The organism is Nocardiopsis sp. NPDC057823, from assembly GCF_042797335.1.
GTDB classification, from domain to species: domain Bacteria; phylum Actinomycetota; class Actinomycetes; order Streptosporangiales; family Streptosporangiaceae; genus Nocardiopsis; species Nocardiopsis changdeensis.
Genome location: NZ_JBHVLR010000028.1, coordinates 51,860 through 68,573, shown reverse-complemented (window position 1 = coordinate 68,573; position 16,714 = coordinate 51,860). Strand labels below are relative to the sequence as shown.

The 16,714-nt window shown below is 73.9% G+C and carries 18 protein-coding genes; 10 read left to right on the top strand and 8 right to left on the bottom strand.

Annotated elements, in window-relative coordinates; translation table 11 throughout:
* Positions 1 to 204 precede the first annotated feature (204 nt).
* Entirely contained in the window at positions 205 to 1,410 is a 1,206-nt protein-coding gene (locus ACFVNO_RS29580) for a PP2C family protein-serine/threonine phosphatase (RefSeq protein ID WP_355266339.1), read from the top strand.
* A 9-nt stretch (positions 1,411 to 1,419) separates the two neighbouring features.
* Here ACFVNO_RS29580 and ACFVNO_RS29575 read toward each other — a convergent pair whose 3' ends face one another.
* Entirely contained in the window at positions 1,420 to 2,229 is an 810-nt protein-coding gene (locus ACFVNO_RS29575; RefSeq protein WP_355266336.1) for a cyclase family protein, read from the bottom strand.
* A 140-nt stretch (positions 2,230 to 2,369) separates the two neighbouring features.
* Between ACFVNO_RS29575 and ACFVNO_RS29570 the strand changes: the two genes are divergently transcribed.
* The 5 genes from ACFVNO_RS29570 (at position 2,370) to ACFVNO_RS29550 (ending at position 8,185) form a co-directional block, all read left to right on the top strand.
* Entirely contained in the window at positions 2,370 to 4,052 is a 1,683-nt protein-coding gene (locus tag ACFVNO_RS29570; protein ID WP_355266333.1) for an alpha-glucosidase, read from the top strand.
* 209 nt (positions 4,053 to 4,261) lie between these two features.
* Positions 4,262 to 5,293 carry an iron-siderophore ABC transporter substrate-binding protein gene (locus ACFVNO_RS29565; protein ID WP_378897490.1) on the top strand — a complete coding sequence of 344 codons (1,032 nt, stop codon included), beginning with the start codon at positions 4,262 to 4,264 and terminating at the stop codon, positions 5,291 to 5,293.
* A 71-nt stretch (positions 5,294 to 5,364) separates the two neighbouring features.
* On the top strand, positions 5,365 to 6,330 hold the full coding sequence (locus ACFVNO_RS29560; RefSeq protein ID WP_355266359.1) for an iron chelate uptake ABC transporter family permease subunit: 966 nt from the start codon (positions 5,365 to 5,367) through the stop codon (positions 6,328 to 6,330).
* Positions 6,327 to 7,406 carry an iron chelate uptake ABC transporter family permease subunit gene (locus tag ACFVNO_RS29555; RefSeq protein WP_355266330.1) on the top strand — a complete coding sequence of 360 codons (1,080 nt, stop codon included), beginning with the start codon at positions 6,327 to 6,329 and terminating at the stop codon, positions 7,404 to 7,406. The genes ACFVNO_RS29560 and ACFVNO_RS29555 overlap by 4 nt, the downstream gene beginning before the upstream one ends.
* Positions 7,403 to 8,185: an ABC transporter ATP-binding protein gene (locus tag ACFVNO_RS29550; protein WP_378897475.1), complete on the top strand. Its 783-nt coding sequence runs from the start codon at positions 7,403 to 7,405 to the stop codon at positions 8,183 to 8,185. The genes ACFVNO_RS29555 and ACFVNO_RS29550 overlap by 4 nt, the downstream gene beginning before the upstream one ends.
* Before the next feature lie 22 nt (positions 8,186 to 8,207).
* On the opposite strand, the gene ACFVNO_RS29545 is transcribed toward ACFVNO_RS29550, so the two are convergent.
* Together ACFVNO_RS29545 and ACFVNO_RS29540 are read right to left on the bottom strand one after the other, a co-directional pair.
* The gene (locus ACFVNO_RS29545; protein WP_220560130.1) at positions 8,208 to 8,702 is read right to left on the bottom strand and encodes a GbsR/MarR family transcriptional regulator; all 495 of its coding nucleotides are present in this window, start codon (positions 8,700 to 8,702) and stop codon (positions 8,208 to 8,210) included.
* Between the two features lie 17 nt (positions 8,703 to 8,719).
* Positions 8,720 to 9,343 (bottom strand): TetR/AcrR family transcriptional regulator, encoded by a 624-nt coding sequence (locus ACFVNO_RS29540; protein WP_378897472.1) that lies wholly within the window; start codon positions 9,341 to 9,343, stop codon positions 8,720 to 8,722.
* 82 nt (positions 9,344 to 9,425) lie between these two features.
* On the opposite strand from ACFVNO_RS29540, the gene ACFVNO_RS29535 reads away from it, so the two are divergent.
* The 3 genes from ACFVNO_RS29535 (at position 9,426) to ACFVNO_RS29525 (ending at position 11,360) form a co-directional block, all read left to right on the top strand.
* The gene (locus tag ACFVNO_RS29535; protein ID WP_220560132.1) at positions 9,426 to 9,842 is read left to right on the top strand and encodes a VOC family protein; all 417 of its coding nucleotides are present in this window, start codon (positions 9,426 to 9,428) and stop codon (positions 9,840 to 9,842) included.
* A 62-nt stretch (positions 9,843 to 9,904) separates the two neighbouring features.
* Positions 9,905 to 10,636, top strand: coding sequence for an HD domain-containing protein (locus ACFVNO_RS29530; protein ID WP_355266321.1), 732 nt, complete (start codon positions 9,905 to 9,907; stop codon positions 10,634 to 10,636).
* Between the two features lie 109 nt (positions 10,637 to 10,745).
* On the top strand, positions 10,746 to 11,360 hold the full coding sequence (locus ACFVNO_RS29525; RefSeq protein ID WP_355266318.1) for a TetR/AcrR family transcriptional regulator: 615 nt from the start codon (positions 10,746 to 10,748) through the stop codon (positions 11,358 to 11,360).
* 64 nt (positions 11,361 to 11,424) lie between these two features.
* On the opposite strand, the gene ACFVNO_RS29520 is transcribed toward ACFVNO_RS29525, so the two are convergent.
* Genes ACFVNO_RS29520 through ACFVNO_RS29505 form a run of 4 tightly spaced genes read right to left on the bottom strand, consistent with a single transcriptional unit; the run spans position 11,425 to position 15,186 of the window.
* Entirely contained in the window at positions 11,425 to 12,636 is a 1,212-nt protein-coding gene (locus tag ACFVNO_RS29520) for an acyl-CoA dehydrogenase family protein (protein ID WP_378897467.1), read from the bottom strand.
* Between the two features lie 3 nt (positions 12,637 to 12,639).
* On the bottom strand, positions 12,640 to 13,653 hold the full coding sequence (locus ACFVNO_RS29515) for a phosphotransferase family protein (RefSeq protein ID WP_355266313.1): 1,014 nt from the start codon (positions 13,651 to 13,653) through the stop codon (positions 12,640 to 12,642).
* Entirely contained in the window at positions 13,646 to 14,431 is a 786-nt protein-coding gene (locus ACFVNO_RS29510; protein ID WP_220560138.1) for an SDR family oxidoreductase, read from the bottom strand. The genes ACFVNO_RS29515 and ACFVNO_RS29510 overlap by 8 nt, the downstream gene beginning before the upstream one ends.
* A complete protein-coding gene (locus ACFVNO_RS29505; protein WP_355266312.1) occupies positions 14,431 to 15,186 on the bottom strand; it encodes an SDR family oxidoreductase in 756 nt (251 codons plus the stop codon). Before ACFVNO_RS29505 ends, ACFVNO_RS29510 begins: the two co-directional genes overlap by 1 nt.
* 152 nt (positions 15,187 to 15,338) lie before the next feature.
* Between ACFVNO_RS29505 and ACFVNO_RS29500 the strand changes: the two genes are divergently transcribed.
* The gene (locus ACFVNO_RS29500; protein WP_355266309.1) at positions 15,339 to 15,632 is read left to right on the top strand and encodes a GNAT family N-acetyltransferase; all 294 of its coding nucleotides are present in this window, start codon (positions 15,339 to 15,341) and stop codon (positions 15,630 to 15,632) included.
* A gap of 121 nt (positions 15,633 to 15,753) precedes the next feature.
* On the opposite strand, the gene ACFVNO_RS29495 is transcribed toward ACFVNO_RS29500, so the two are convergent.
* On the bottom strand, positions 15,754 to 16,710 hold the full coding sequence (locus tag ACFVNO_RS29495) for an NADPH:quinone oxidoreductase family protein (protein ID WP_220560141.1): 957 nt from the start codon (positions 16,708 to 16,710) through the stop codon (positions 15,754 to 15,756).
* Between the last annotated feature and the right edge of the window lie 4 nt (positions 16,711 to 16,714).

The following is a 16,714-nucleotide window of genomic DNA, read 5'->3' as shown; positions in this document are numbered from 1 at the left end:
AGGATGTGGGTCGGGTGATCATTTCGCGGGAGACGGTGATCGACAACGTGAATCCGACGATCGTGCCGCGGGCGCAGATCGAGCCCGAGCACCGCAAGAAGTCCGCCTGACGCCTCGCCCCGCGCCCCGGTCCGGGGACACGCGGGCCCGCCACCGCCCCTTCGCCGCGTTCGTGGTGTGAGATGGCGCAAGGGGGTGGTGCGCATGGCTCTGACGGACCCGGAGGGCGAGTACCTGTTCGACGAGCTGGTCCGGTCGGTGCACGACCGGGGGCCGCTGGAGGTCCTGGAGGCGGTCGAGTCCTACGCCGCGGCCATCGGCCTGGACCGGATCATCGTCTACGTGGTCGACATCCAGCAGCGCCTGCTGGTCCCGCTCACCGAGGGCGAGCCCCTCGCCGTGGACGGCACCACCGCGGGCAGCGCCTACCGCTCCGAGACCCTGCGCCTGATCGAGGCCGGTGGCCGGCTGGAGCTGTGGCTGCCGCTGCGCGACGGCGTCGACCGCATGGGCGTCCTGTGCGTGTGCGCCTCCTTCCTGGACGAGCCCACCCTGCGCCGCTGCCAGACCCTGGCCTCCCTGCTGGGCCTGGTCATCACGTCCAAACGCGCCTACAGCGACACCTACGCCCGCCACACCCGCACCCGCCCGGTGCACCTGCGCACCGAGATGCTGCGCGCCTTCCTGCCGCCCCGCACCCTGGGCACCGCCCGCGGCATCTCCACCGCCGTCCTGGAACCCGCCTACGAGCTGGGCGGCGACGCCTTCGACCACTCCATCACCAAGGACGTCCTGCACGTGGCCATCCTCGACGCGATGGGCCACGACCTCGCCTCCGGCCTGACCGCGTCCGTGGCCATGGCCGGCGCCCGCAGCGCCCGCCGCAACGGCGCGGGGCTGAGGGAGCTCACCGCCGAGGTGGAGGAGGCGCTCACCGCCTGGCTGCCCGAACGCTTCTGCACGGGCGTCTTCGCCACCCTGAACCTGGGCAACGGCCTGTTCTCGTGGGTCAACTGCGCCCACCCCGCCCCGCTGCTCATCCGCAAGGGGCGGCTGGCCCCGGGCGCCCTGGAACGCGACTCCGAGCTCCCCCTGGGGCTGGTCGAGATCGGCGCGGGCACCGCGCGCACCGTCCACGAGCTCCGGCTCGAACCCGGGGACCAGATCCTGCTCTACACCGACGGGGTGACCGAGGCCCACGACGGGCAGGGCCGCATGTTCGGCCTGGAACGGTTCGCCGACTTCATCATCCGCGCCACCTCCGCCGAGGAGCCCGCCCCCGAGACGCTGCGGCGGCTCATCCACGCCATCCACGACCACCAGCGCGGCAGCTTCACCGACGACGCCACCATCGTGCTGCTGGAGTGGACCCCCGACGGGCCCGGAGCGGACCGGACCCCTCAGGCGTGAGCCACCCGCTCACCACAGGGCCAGGACCCGGCTGGGCCCGCCGGAGGCGTCCGCGCCCGGCAGCACGCCGACGGTGAGCAGGGCGCCCGCGGGCGGCAGCCGGTCCAGGCCCCGCAGCGCCTCCAGGCCCCACCGGTCGGCCCGGCCCACCACCTCGTGGGCCTCGAACCCCGCGGACACGGCCGGGTCGGTGCTGAGCGTGTCCACCCCGGTGCCGACGATGCCCCGCCGGGAGATCAGGAAGTCGCAGGCCTCCGCCGAGAACCCGGGGAAGTGCCACGACCCGTCCCCGTCCGTACCGCGCACCGCGGCGTCGCCCCGCTCCCAGCGGGCGCTCCACCCCGAGTGCATGAGCACCGCTGCACCGCGCGGGATCTCCCCGTGCGCGCGCTCGAACGCCAGCACGTCGTCCACCGTCACGGAGGTGTCGGGGTCCTCGGCGGCCCGGGCGGAGATGTCGATCACCGCGGCGGGCGCCACCAGTTCCTCGGGGCGGATGTCCGGCACCATCCTGCCCCCGCCGATCACGTGGCCGGGCGCGTCCAGGTGGGTGCCGGTGTGCTCGCCCAGCGTCCACCGCTGCACGTAGAACCCGAACTCGCCGTCGGGGGCGGGCCCGGAGACCGTCTCCCGGCGCGGCTTCTCGTCGTCCCACCCCGGCAGGGACGGGGTGATCACGTGGCTGAGGTCGGCGACGTGCCGGTACCCCCGCGGCCACGCGGGGGGCTCCGCCGGGGGCCGTCCCCCCGCGGAGGCGGTGGCGGCGGCTTCCCCGGCCGTCCTGGCCCGGACGGTCTCACCGGTTCCGTGCAGACACATGTGCCACCCCTCGCGCTCGCTCCACCGCGGTACGCCCGGTCCGCGGGCGCTGCCACCCTACCGGGCCGGGCGGGGGTTCGGCCGGGGGCGGGGCGGGGCAGGAAGCAGGGGCGAGGACCCCTGCGAACCCGGAGACGCCGATGCCCCAGACCCCCGCCGACCCCTGGTGGAAGTCCGCCGTCGTGTACCAGATCTACCCGAGCAGCTTCCAGGACGCGGACGGCGACGGCCTGGGCGACCTGCCCGGCGTCATCGACCGGCTCGACTACCTGCACACCCTCGGCGTGGACGTGGTGTGGCTGTCGCCGGTGTACCCCTCGCCCCTGGCCGACAACGGCTACGACATCAGCGACTACCTCGGCATCCACCCCCGGTTCGGGACCCTGGCCGACTGGGACCGGCTGCGCGACGGCCTGCACGAGCGCGGCATGCGGCTCATCATGGACCTGGTCGTCAACCACACCAGCGACGAGCACCCCTGGTTCGCCGACTCCCGGGCGTCGCGGGACTCCCCCTACCGCGACTTCTACTTCTGGCGCCCGGGCCGCGGCGACGGCCCGCCCAACAACTGGGGCTCCGTCTTCTCCGGCCCGGCCTGGACCCGCGACGACGCCACCGGCGAGTACTTCCTGCACCTGTTCACCCGCAACCAGCCCGACCTGAACTGGGAGAACCCCAAGGTCCGCGAGCAGGTGCACGACATCGCCCGCTGGTGGCTGGACCGGGGCGCCGACGGGTTCCGGATGGACGTCGTCAACTTCGTGTCCAAGGTCCCCGGGCTGCCCGACGGCCCCGTACCCCCCGGGGGCGGGTACGGCCTGTTCGCGGAGTACTCCATCAACGGGCCGCGGCTGCGCGAGTTCCTCGGCGAGCTGCGCGACGCCGCCTTCGCCGGGCGGGACGTGCTCACGGTGGGGGAGATGCCCGGGGTGAGCGTGGAGCAGGCCCGGGCGCACACCGACCCGGTGGACGGGGAGGTGTCCATGGTGTTCCAGTTCGAGCACGTGGACCTCGACCACGGGCCCGGCGGCAAATTCGACCGGGTGCCGCTGGACCTGCGCCGCCTCAAGGACTCCCTGGACCGCTGGCAGCTCGGGCTGGCCGACCGGGGGTGGAACAGCCTCTACCTGAACAACCACGACCAGCCCCGGGCGGTGTCCCGGTTCGGCGACGACGGGGAGCACCGGACGGCCTCGGCCAAGACCCTGGCCACCACGCTGCACATGATGAAGGGGACCCCGTACGTCTACCAGGGCGAGGAGCTGGGGATGGCCAACGCCGGCTTCTCCGACATCTCCGAGTACCGCGACGTGGAGACCCACAACCACTACCTCCACGCGATGGCCGCGGGGGCCGACGAGTCGCGGGTGATGGCGGGGATCGCCCGGATGAGCCGGGACAACGCGCGCACCCCGATGCAGTGGGACGCCTCGCCGAACGCCGGGTTCACCACCGGCACCCCGTGGATCGCGGTCAACCCCGACCACACGGAGGTCAACGCCGAGGCGGCGCTGGCCGACCCCGACTCGGTGTTCCACCACTACCGGCGGCTCATCGCGCTGCGCAAGGAGCACCCGGTGGTCGTCCACGGGTCCTACACCCCGCTGCTGCCCGAGCACCCGGCCCTGTACGCCTACACCCGGACGCTGGACGGCACGGTGCTGACGGTGCTCGCCAACTGGAGTGCCGACACGGTGGCGGTGGACGCCGACCCGGCCGTCGCGGGCCCCGGTCCGGAGCTCCTGCTGGGCACCCACCCGGCGGCGGAGGGGGTGTTCGCGCCGCTGCGGCCCTGGGAGTCGCGCGTGCTGCTGTCGCGCTGAACCCGGTGTGCGCGCCGGTGACCTGCGGTGGCCGCCCGCCGGGTGATTTCAACTTTTTTGAAATGCGGACCAGGTGAGGTTAGACTAACCTTCGTTTGCCGGGATCATCCCGCTTCGCCCCTTTGCGCCTCCCCCGGGTCTCCCGACCCGTGCGCAGCGGTCGCCTGCCCAAAGCGCGGCCGATCCTCACCGAGAAAGCACCTGTGCACATGGACTCCACCCTGCGCCGCGCCGGCGGCATCGGAATCGCGGCCCTGCTGACCCTGGGCCTCGCCGCCTGCGGGACCCCCGCCGCCGAGGAGGGGGCCCCCGCCGCGGAATCGGCCGACGGCGCCTTCCCCGTCAGCATCGAGAGCGCCCTGGGCACCGCCGAGATCCCCGCCCAGCCCGAGCGGGTCGTCACCCTGGGCCAGGGCTCCGCGGAGACCGCCATCGCCCTGGGCACCGTCCCCGTCGGCATCGAGAGCTACGAGTGGGGCAGCGACGAGACCGGCTACCTCCCCTGGATCCACGAGGCCGTGACCGAGGCCGGAGCCGAGCCGCCCACCCAGTTCGCCGGGGCCGACGACATCGACTTCGAGGCCATCATCGAGCTGGAGCCCGACGTCATCCTCGCCCCCTGGTCCGGTGTCACCCAGGAGCAGTACGACGTCCTCACCGACATCGCCCCCACGGTCGCCTACCCCGACCTGCCCTGGAGCACCGACTGGGACCAGCAGATCGAGATCATCGGGCAGGCCCTGGGCAAGCCCGAGGAGGCCGGCGAGCTCATCGAGGGCATCGAGACGCAGTTCGAGGAGGCCGCCGCCGCCAACCCGGAGTTCGCGGACCTGACCTTCTCCTACGTGTACAACACCGGCCCCGGCACCCTCGGCGTCTTCCTGCCCGACGAGCAGCGCGTCGCCATGGTCCGCGGCCTGGGCCTGCAGGTCGACCCGGTCGTCGAGACCTTCCCCGAGACCGAGGGCACCGACTCCGCCGTCATCGGCCTGGAGAACGCCGACAAGCTCGCCGACAGCGACCTGGTCTTCACCTTCTACAGCAGCCCCGAGAACCGCGAGGAGATCGAGGCCCAGGAGCTCTACCAGGCGATCCCCGCCGTCGAGCGCGGCTCCGTCGTCGCCCCCGAGGACCAGCCCTTCGTCACGGCCTCCTCCATCATCAACCCGCTCACCGTCCCCTGGACGCTGGAGCGCTACGTGCCCCTCATCGAAGAGGCCGCCGCGAACCTCGACGGCTGACACGCACCGGTAAGGCGATTGTGAGAACACGCACGACGCCGCCCCGGACCGGCCCCGCCCGCGCCGTGCTCATGCTCGGCGCGGGCGTCGCCGCGCTGGCCGGGGCGATCCTGCTCAGCCTCGTCGCGGGCGGCAAGCCCACACCGCTCCCCGACGTGTGGCGGGTGCTCACCGGTGATGCCGACCCCTACATCACCACCGTGGTGCACAGCCGCGTCCCCCGGACCGTCCTGGGCGTCCTGGTCGGCGCGGCCCTGGCCCTGGCGGGCACCCTCATGCAGGGCGTCACCCGCAACCCCCTGGCCGACCCCGGGCTGCTCGGCGTCAACGCCGGTGCGGCCGCCGCCGTGGTCACCGCCACCGCGCTGTTCGGGCCGACCTCGGTCACCGGCACCGTGTGGTGGGCGCTGCCCGGAGCGCTGGCGGCGGGCCTGGCCGCCTACGCCGTCGGCAGCCGCGGCGGCGACGCGGGCCTGGTCCGCCTGGTCCTGGCCGGAGCCGTGGTCTCCGCCGTGCTCATGGCCTACGTCCAGGCGATCGCGCTGAGCATGCCCGACACCTTCGACAGCTACCGCTACTGGGTGGTGGGCTCCCTGGCCGGGCGCGGCTTCGACGTGATCGTCGCGGTGCTCCCGGTCGTCGGCGCCGGGGTGCTGCTCGCCGTGCTCACCATGGGCGGCCTCAACGCCCTGGCCCTGGGGGAGGAGGCGGCCACCGCCACCGGGGCCAACACGGCCTGGACCCGCTCGGCCGGGCTCGTGGCGGGCGTGCTGCTCGCCGCCGGGGCCACCGCCGCGGCCGGGCCCATCGCGTTCGTCGGCCTGGCCGTCCCGCACGTGGTGCGGGCCCTGGTCGGCGTCGACTTCCGGCTCCAGGTGCCCTTCGCGCTCCTGGTCGGCCCGGTCCTGCTGCTGCTCGCCGACGTGGCGGGCCGCACCGTGGTGCGGCCCATCGAGCTCATGGTCGGTGTGGTCACCGCGTTCGTCGGCGCGCCCGTGCTGCTGTACGCGGTCCGGAAGATGCGGACGACCTCATGAACCGAACCCTCACCGGACCCGCCCCGCAGGCCCCGGCCGCCACCCGCCGCGACCCGGTGCTGCGCCTGGGCCGGGCCGTGGCCCTGCCCGTCCACCCCCGCTCCCTGCTGTGGGGGGTGCTGCTGGTGCTCGCGGTGCTCGCCGTCGCGGCCGCCACGCTCTCCCTGGGGCGGCTCGGCATCCCGCTGACCCGGATCCCCACCGTGGTCGCCGGCGGGGGAGAGGGCGCCGAGGCGTTCGTGTTCGAGCGCCTGCGCGGCCCCCGGCTGACGGTCGCCCTGGGCACCGGCGCCGCACTGGGCCTGTCCGGCGCGCTCTTCCAGTCGGTCACCCGCAACCCGCTGGGCAGCCCCGACGTCATCGGGCTCGGCGCGGGCGCGGGGGCGGGGGCGGCCTGCGCCGCCCTGCTGCTGCCCGGAACCGTCCCGATCCCGCTGGGCGCGCTGGCCGGGGCGGTCCTGGCGATGGCCCTCGTGGCGCTGAGCACCGGGACCGGGCTGCGCCACCCCGGGCGGCTCATCGTCGCCGGGATCGGCGTGGCCGCCATGGCCCAGGCCTTCACCCACTTCGTGGTGTCGGTCATGGCCCGGGACCAGGCGAACGTGCTGTCGGCCTACGTCAACGGCAGCCTGGGCGCCCGCGACTGGGGCCACGCCGCGACCATCTGGGGAGCGCTCCTGCTCGCGGCGCCGCTGCTGGTGTACCTGGCCGGCCCCGTGGCCGTCAACGAGATGGGCGACGAGCTCTCCGACGCCCTGGGCGCCTCCGCGGCCCGCACCCGCACCCTGGCCATCGGCTTGTCGGTGGTGCTGTCGGCGGCCGCCGTGGCGGTGGCCGGGCCGATCGCGTTCGTGGCGCTGACCGCGCCGCAGATCGCCCGCCGCCTCACCGGGGCGGCCGGGCCCCACCTGGTCCTGTCCGCGGCCACCGGCGCCCTCCTGCTGGCCGCCGCGGACCTGGGCGTCCAGCAGTCGCCCGTCGGCGACGGCCTGCCGGTCGGCCTCTTCACCATGGCCCTGGGCGGCGTCTACCTGGGCCACCTGCTCATCCGCGAATGGCGAAAGGGAGTCCTATGAGCCCGGTACTGTCCGCCGAGGACCTCACCCTGGGGTACGGGGCCGAGCCGGTCGTGCGCGGCCTGGACCTGAGCATCGCCGACGGCGAGTTCACGGTGATCGTCGGCCCCAACGGGTGCGGCAAGTCCACCCTGCTCAAGGCCCTGGGGCGGATCAACAGGCCGGTCTCGGGCCGGGTGCTGCTGCACGGCACCGACATCCGCTCCCAGCGCGCCAAGGCGGTCGCCCGCCGGATGGCGATGCTGCCGCAGAGCCCCACCGCGCCCGAGGGCATCACGGTGCGCGGGCTGGCCGCCCGCGGCCGGTTCCCGCACCACACGCTGCTGCGGCAGTGGAGCCCGGCCGACGACGAGGCGGTGGACCGCGCCCTGGAGCTGACCGGGCTCTCCGACCTCGCCGACACCCGGGTGGGCTCGCTCTCGGGCGGCCAGCGCCAGCGGGCGTGGGTGGCGATGGTCCTGGCCCAGGACACCGGGGTGCTGCTGCTGGACGAGCCGACCACCTACCTGGACATCGCCCACCAGTACGACCTGTTGGAGCTGTTCGCCGACCTGCACCGGCGCGGCCGCACCGTGGTCGCGGTGCTGCACGACCTGGCCCAGGCGGCGCGGTTCGCCACCCGCCTGGTGCTCATGGACCGGGGGAGCGTGGTCGCCGACGGCCCGCCCGACGAGGTCATCACGGCCGACCGGGTGCGGGAGGTGTTCGGGCTGCCCTGCGACGTGGTGCCCGACCCGCGCACCCGGACCCCGCTGGTGATCCCGCACGAGCGGTCCTGACCACCCGTCCGGGCCGCCCGGACTACCCCTCCCGGGCGGCCTTGTACTCCTCCCACTGGGCGAGGAGCGCGTCGTGGTGGTCGTCGAGCCAGGTCATGTAGTCGTGCATGTTCCGCAGCCGGGCGCGGGCGTGGGGCCTGAGCCCCGGCAGCCGCTCCAGGGCGTCGGCCGCCAGCGCCTTCTGCCGCTGGAGGTAGGCGCGCTCGTTGCGCAGGAACCCGCCCCAGACGTCCTCGTCCACGGTGACGCGGCGGGTCCGCTCGCCGGGCGTCTCGACCAGGTCCACGAACCCGGCCTTGCGCAGCCGGCGCACCGCCTCCGACACCGAGCCGCGGCTCACCCCGGCCCCCTCGGCGATCTGCTCGGCGCTGACCGCCTCGTCGTCGGCGACCAGCAGGTAGCCCAGGATGCGCCCCTCCGAGCGGGGTCCGCCCTGGGCGTTCCAGTGGTCCGCGAAGCGTTGGACGAAATCGTCCCGGAACCCCTGCTCCGCCTGGTTCTCCCGCTCTTCCGGCATGGGCACGACCCTATCGGTCACCGTCCGGGCCGCGGTCCCGGGCCGCGGCCCGCGCGCAGCGACTCCAGCATGGGCTCCAGCGCCTCCCACACCGCGTCCAGGTCGCCCGGGCCGCTGCGGTCGGCCAGCCACAGCGCGGCCTCGTTCATCGCCCCGGAGAGCAGGTGCGCCGCGGGCTCCACCGGGCGGGGCGGCAGGACCCCCGCCGCCACCAACTCGGTCAGCGCCTCGGTGAGGTGGCGGGCCGAGTTGGCCTCGTCCATCTCCCGCCAGGCGCTCCAGCCCAGCACGGCCGGGCCGTCGACCAGCATGATCCGGCGGACGTCGGGCGCGGTCGCGGCGGCGAGGAAGGCCCGGCACCCGGCGGTGAGCCGGTCCCAGGGGTCGGGCTCGGCGTCGGCGGCGGTGGCGACGGCGGCGGCGACCTCCTCCTGGACCCCCTCCAGCACCGCCCGGAACAGCGCGGCCTTGCCGTCGAAGTGGTGGTAGAGCGCGCCCTTGGTCACCTTCGCCGCGGCCACGACCCCGTTGAGGCCGACCTCGGCGTAGCCGTGTTCGGCGAACAGGCGGCGGCCCTCGCGGAGCAGGGTGCGGCGGGTCTGTTCGCGCTGCCGTGCGCGGACCCCGGTGGCCTCGGGCATGGTGCGGTCCTCCGATCTTTGACATACCGACGGTACGCGAATAGTCTATTTCGCATACCGCTGGTATGTGAAAGGAAGTGCCATGAAGCTGAACTCCTTCTATCCGGTCCTGGGCACCGCCCGCCTCCCCGAGTCCCGCGACTTCTACGTCACCTGGTTCGGCTTCGAGGAGACCTTCGCCGCCGACTGGTACGTCAGCCTGCGCCGGCCCGGCCCGCCCGAGGTCGAGCTGGCCCTGCTGGACCCCGCCCACCCCACCGTCCCCGAGGGCTTCCGGGAGCCCGCCCGCGGGATCCTGCTGAACTTCGAGGTGGCCGACGTCGACGCCGAGTGGGAGCGCCTGGTGGTGCGCGGCGGCCTGCGCCCCGAACTGGCGATCCGCACCGAGGAGTTCGGGCAGCGGCACTTCATCGTGGCCGACCCCGGCGGGATCCTCGTGGACGTCATCACCGAGGTCCCGCCCGGCGAGGAGTACGCCGCGAACTTCCTGGACCGCTGAGCCCGCCGCGCCGCCTACCCTGGTGTCACCCCACCCCCGTCCCACCCAGCGGAGGCGACACCATGGCCCTCACCCTGGAGCAGGCCTCGGAGCTGGCCGCCCGTGCGCACGCCGGACAGGTCGACAAGGCCGGCCGCCCCTATGTGGAGCACGTCTACGCGGTCCGCGACCTGCTGGCCGCCCACGGCGAGCGCGCCCAGGTGGCCGGGGTCCTGCACGACGTGCTGGAGGACACCGACCTCACCGCCGACGACCTGCGCGCCCGCGGCTGCCCCGAGGAGGTCGTGCGCGCCGTGCTCGCGGTCAGCCGCCGCCCCGGCGAGACCTACGACGAGCTCATCGCCCGCGCCGCCGCCGACCCGCTGGGCCGCCTGGTCAAGCTGGCCGACAACGCGCACAACTCCGACGAGGCCCGGCTGGCGGCCCTGCCCGCCGAGCAGGCGGAGCGGCTGCGCACCAGGTACGCGCGGGCCCGCGCCGTCCTGGAGGGCGCCGAGAGCCGGGGGACCCTGATCGTCCTGTACAGCCCGCGGCCGGACGAGTGCCGGGCCTTCTACCAGGGGCTGGGCCTGCGCTTCGTCCGCGAGCGCCACGGCTCCGGCCCCGAGCACCACGCGGCGGTCCTGGCGGGCGGCCTGGTGCTGGAGCTGTACCCGGCCACGGGGGAGCGCGCCACCGGCGCGCTGCGCCTGGGGTTCGCGGTCCCGGCGCACCGCACCGACCCCGCCCTGGCGCCGGGCCGGTACACGTTCACCGACCCCGACGGGCGGGCGGTCGACGTGCGCGCGGAGTGATCCGGGCGGCCTCCGGTGCACGTGCGCTGATACCAGCCGGTCGGTATGCTGGACCGGACGTACGAACGGGTGCGCCGCCGCCGACGGCGGCGGCGGGATGGGACGGGACATGGCGATGGCGCGGCGCACGGCCGAGGCGGGGACCGGACGCGGATCGGTGCCCGAGCGCCTGCTGGAGGCCGCGACCCGGCTGTTCGCCGAACGCGGCTACGAGGGCACCTCCGTCCAGGAGATCGTGGTCTCCGCCGGGGTCACCAAGGGCGCCATGTACCACTACTTCGGCTCCAAGGACGACCTGCTCTACGAGGTCTACGCCCGGGTGCTGCGCATGCAGACCGAGCACCTGGTCCGCATCTCCCGGCTCGACGCCCCGGTCGCCGAGCGTGTGCACGCGGCCGCGGCCGACGTCATCGTCACCAGCATCGCCAACCTCGACGACACCGTCATCTTCTTCCGCTCCATGCACCAGCTCAGCGAGGAGAAGCAGCGGGAGGTGCGCAGCGAGCGCCGCCGCTACCACGAGATCTTCCGCGACATGGTCCGGGAGGGCCAGGAGGAGGGCGTCTTCCGCGCCGACGTCTCCGCCGACCTGGTGGTCAACTACTACTTCGGCTCGGTCCACCACCTGAGCACCTGGTACCACCCGGGCGGCGCGCTCACCGGCGAGGACGTGGGCCGCCACTTCGCCGACCTGCTCGTCGCGGGGCTGCGCCCGGAGAAGTAGCCCGGACACGGGCCGGGGGGGATCCCCCCGGCCCCTGGCGGTGTTCCGCGGCCGGACGCGGCGGTCAGGCGTACTTGCGCAGCTCGGCGCGGCCCAGCGAGCGCAGGTGCACCTCGTCGGGCCCGTCCGCGAGCCGCAGCGAGCGCGCCCCGGCCAGCCACCCGGCCAGCGGCAGGTCCTGGCTCACCCCGGCGGCGCCGTGCGCCTGGACGGCCCGGTCCAGGATCCGCTCCACCGTGCGCGGGGTGGCGATCTTGATCGCCTGGATCTCGGTGTGCGCGCCCTTGTTGCCCACCGTGTCCATCAGCCAGGCCGTCTTGAGCACCAGCAGCCGCAGCTGCTCGATCTCCACCCGCGATTCGGCGATCCACTCGCGCACCACGCCCTGGGCGGCCAGCGGGCGCCCGAACGCGGTGCGCTCCAGCACCCGGCGGCAGGTCAGCTCCAGGGCCCGCTCGGCCATGCCGATCAGCCGCATGCAGTGGTGGATGCGGCCCGGCCCCAGGCGGGCCTGGGCGATCGCGAAGCCCTCGCCCTCGCCGCCGATGAGGTTCTCCGCCGGCACCCGCACGTCCTCGAAGACCACCTCGGCGTGCCCGCCGTGGTCGCCGTCGGTGTAGCCGTACACCGTCATGCCGCGCACGACCGTCAGCCCGGGGGTGTCGCGGGGGACCAGGACCATGCTCTGCTGGCGGTGCCGCTCGGCGTCCGGGTCGGTCTTGCCCATGACGATGAAGACCGCGCACTCGGGGTTGAGCGCGCCGGTGATGAACCACTTGCGCCCGTTGATGACGTACTCGTCGCCGTCGCGGACGATGCTCGTGCCGATGTTGGTGGCGTCGGAGGAGGCCACCGCGGGCTCGGTCATCGCGAACGCCGAGCGGATCTCGGCGTTGAGGAGCGGTTCCAGCCACCGCTTCTTCTGCTCGGGGGTGCCGAACATGGTCAGCACCTCCATGTTCCCGGTGTCGGGGGCGGCGCAGTTGAGCGCGATCGGGCCCAGCCGGGGGCTGCGCCCGGTGATCTCGGCCAGCGGCGCGTAGGCGAGGTTGCTCAGCCCGCCGTGCTCGGGGTGCCCGGCCAGGAAGAGGTTCCACAGGCCGCGTTCGCGGGCCTTCTCCTGGAGCACGCGCACCACCGGTGCGGTGGACCAGGGGTCCTCCCGCGCGGCCAGCTGCTCACTCAGCAGCGGCTCGGCCGGGTACACGTGCTCGTCCATGAAGGCGAGCAGCCGTTCGCGCAGCTCCTCGGTCTCCCCGTCGAAGGCGAAGTCCATCGTTCAGTCCTCCTTGAGCATGGAGTGGGCGGCGGCCACCAGGGGGGCGACCACCTCGCCGATACGGTCGAAGCCGGCGCCCACGGTCAGTCCCTGCGTGTGGCGGAAGTGGATGCCCTCGGCGATCACCGCGAGCTTGAAGCAGCCGAAGGCCACGTACCAGCCCAGCCGGGACACGTCCCGGCCGGTGGAGCGCGCGTACAGCGCCACCAGCTCCTCGGCCGAGGGGTAGCCCTCCGCCGAGGTCGCCTGCGGCACCCCCGCGTCCACGGGGCGCTCCTGGTAGACGAGCATCAGGCCCAGGTCGACCAGCGGGTCGCCCAGGGTGGCCATCTCCCAGTCCAGGACGGCGGAGATGCCGCCCTCCCCGGTGACCAGCACGTTGTCGAGCCGGTAGTCGCCGTGCACGATCGCGGGGGCCGACTGCTCGGGCAGCGTCCGGGCCAGCTTCTCGTGCAGCTCGTCGATGCCGGGGATGTCGCGGCTGCGGGAGGCGTCCAGCTGCTTGCGCCAGCGCCGCACCTGCCGCTCCAGGAACCCCTCGGGGCGGCCGAAGTCGCCCAGGCCGACCTCTGCGGGGTCCACCGCGTGCAGGTCGCCCAGCGTGGTGATGAGCGCCTCGGCGACCGCGCGGGTCCCCTCAGGGCCCAGCGGGGCGATCTGGTCGCGGGTGCGCATCGGGGTCCCCGCCACGTGCTCCATGACGTAGAACGGGGCGCCCAGCACCCCGGTGTCCTCGCACAGCAGGTGGGTGCGCGGCACCGGGACGGCGGTGTCGCGCAGCGCCGTCATCACCCGGTACTCGCGTGCCATGTCGTGCGCGGTGGCGAGCACGTGGCCCAGCGGGGGGCGGCGCACCACCCAGGAACCGGCGCCGTCGGTGACCAGGTAGGTGAGGTTGGACTTGCCGCCCGTGATCACCCGTCCCGTCAGCGGCCCGCCGACCAGCCCGGGCGCGGCCAGGTCCAGGTGCGCGCGCAGCCTCGGCAGGTCGAGCCCGGGCAGTTCCTCAGTCATGCGTTCCCTCGTTGTCGAACACCTTGGCCTGCAGCCGCCGCATCCCCGCCAGCCAGCGGTCGGGGTCGGCGGCGCGGCCCGCGTAGTAGTCGGCGACCTGCGGGTGGGGCAGGATCAGGAAGCGGCCGTCGGCCATCCCCTCCAGGACGGCGTCGGCGACCTCTTCGGGGGTGATCGCGTCCCCGGCCAGGATCGCCTTGCCCTGCGGCCCGCTCCCCTCCAGCAGGTCGGTGCGCACGCCCAGCGGGCACACGCACTGGACGGTGACGCCGCGGTCCCCGTAGGTCGCCGACATCCACTCGCCGAAGGAGAGGGCGGCGTGCTTGGTCACCGAGTACGGGGCGCTGCCCAGCATGGTGAGCAGGCCGGCCGCCGACACGGTGCCGATGAAGTGCCCGCGGCCGCGCTCCAGCCATCCGGGCAGCAGCTCGCGTGCGGCGCGCACGTGCGCCATCACGTTGACCTGCCAGGCCAGGTCCCAGTCCGCCTCGGGGGCCTCGGGGCCGCCGCCGACGCCCACACCGGCGTTGGCGACGTACAGGTCGATGCCGCCCAGGTGGGCCGCGGCCTCGGCGATCAGGGAGGTGACCCCGGCCTCGCCGGCGGCGTCGCCGGGGACGGCCACCCCGCCGATCTCGGCGGCCACGGCGGAGGCGGCGTTCGCGTCGAGGTCGTTGACGACGACCCGCGCGCCGGCGGAGGCCAGCCGGCGGGCCAGGGCGGCGCCGATGCCGTTCCCGGCGCCGGTGACGACGGCGCCGATCCCGTTGAGGTCCATCACACGCCTCCGGTCAGGGTGAGGCCGCCGTCCAGGACGAGGGTGCGTCCGGTGACCCAGGACGCGTCGTCGGAGAGCAGGAAGGCCACGGCGGCCGCGACGTCCCCGGGGTCGCCCAGGCGGTCCATGGGGTACTGGGCGGCGACCTTCTCCTCGCGGCCCTCGTAGAGGGCGGCGGCGAACCTGGTCTTGACGACGGCCGGGGCCACGCCGTTCACCCGCACCGCGGGGGCCAGCTCCACGGCGAGCTCCTCGGTGATGTGGATGAGCATGGCCTTGGTGGCGCCGTAGAAGCCGATCCCCGGGGCGGGCTTGAGCCCGGCGATGGAGGAGACGTTGACGATGGCGCCGCCGTGCTCGGCCATCCACGCCTTGTACGCCTTCTGCACCCAGGAGATCGCGGAGAGGGCGTTGACCTCGAAGATCTTGCGGGCGGCGTCGAGGTCGAGGTCGACCATGCGGCCGTACACCGGGTTGATGCCGGTGTTGTTGACGAACATGTCGACGCCGCCGAAGGCCTCCAGGGTGGCGGCGATGGCCGCGTCCTGGTGCTCGGGGTCGTCGGCGCGGCCCGCGACGCCGATGGCGTGCTCGGGGCCGCCCAGGGACTCGACGGCCTCCTGGAGTGGCTCGGGCTTGCGCGCGGTGATGCACACGCGGGCGCCGTCGTCGACGAGGCGCCGTGCGATGGCCAGGCCGATGCCGCGGCTGGCACCGGTGACGATGGCGGTTCGGCCGCCGAACCGGGAAGTCATCACATTCTCCTTAGACCGACTGGTCGGTATGCTCCTGTGGACTCTATGCCCACGGGAAGCGCGCCGCAAGGGGCGCGCGGGACGCGGGGACGGCACAATGGCCCCTGCGGTCCGAGCGGGACCGCGGCAGCGATACACGAAAGGCTCCCGCCATGGCGACCGAGGTGGCCGACGCCCCCGAGAACAAGCGCTACGAGATCCGTGTCGACGGCGAGGTGGCCGGCTTCGCCGAGTACATCCTCACCGACGGGCTCATCACCTTCACCCACACCGAGATCGACCCGGCCCACGAGGGCCGGGGACTGGGCGGCGCGCTGGTCCGCGGCGCCCTGGACGACGTGCGCGGCCGCGACCTGGACGTGCTCCCGCTGTGCCCGTTCGTCAAGGGGTGGATCCAGCGCCACCCCGACTACGCGGACCTGGTGTACGGGGCCTCCGAGAGGTGAGCGCGGGGGCCCGTGTCCGGGGACGCGGGCCCCGCCGTTCCGGCGCGGTGATTCGGACATTTCATGATCTACGTTGTCAAGGTGTCGATTCCGGCCACTATGGATCGCGGCGGTGCCGGATTCAGGCGGTGGGGTCGAGCAGGAGCTTGCCGATCGTGCCCCGCGAACGCAGTGCCTCGTGCGCTTCCCGGGCCTGCGCCAGCGGGTGGACCCCGCCGGTGACCGTCCTCAGGTCCCCGTCGGCCACCAGCGTGAACATCTCCGCCATCGCCTGGCCCATGACGTCCCCCGGCAGCATCCACACGTGCGGCAGCCACATCCCGGCCACCGTCGTGGAGAACCGCATCAGGTTGGGCAGCTTGACCGGGGAGGGGAGCTCTCGCGAGGCCATGCCGTAGAAGGCCAGCCGCCCGAACGGGGCCAGGGCGCGCACGCTCTCGTCGGTGACCCGGCCGCCCACCATGTCCAGCACGACGTCCACCCGGCGGCCGCCGTTGGCCTCGATCAGCGCCGCCGTCATGTCCGGGGCCGCGGAGTCCACGACGGCGTCCGCGCCCAGGTCCAGGGCCAGGTCGCGCTTGTCCGCGCTGCTCGCCACGGCGATCACCCGGCCCGCGCCGAACAGCCGGGCCAGCTGCACGGCCAGGGTGCCCACCCCGCCCGCGGCGGCGTGCACCACCACGGACTCGCCGGGCTGCATGCGGGCGCTCTTGCGCAGCAGGACCCACGCGGTGGCGCCCTGGACGACGAGGGCCAGGGCGGCCTCGTCGGTGACGCCCTCGGGGATGTCGTAGGCCGTGTTCGGGTCGACCACGGCCTTCTCCGCGTAGCCGCCGCCGGTGGTCAGGGCGACGATCCGGCGGCCGTCGGCGGTGCGTCCGGCCACCTCCGAGCCCGGCACCATCGGGAGGGTGGCCGGCGCCAGGTAGCTGTTCTCGGCCTGGTGGGTGTCCGCGTAGTTGATCCCGGCCCGGGTCACCTCGACCAGCAGCTCGCGCGGTCCCGGCTCGGGGTCGGGGAGTTCGGTGAGGGTGAGGACCTCGGGTCCGCCGAACTCCGTGATCTGAATGGCGCGCATGGCG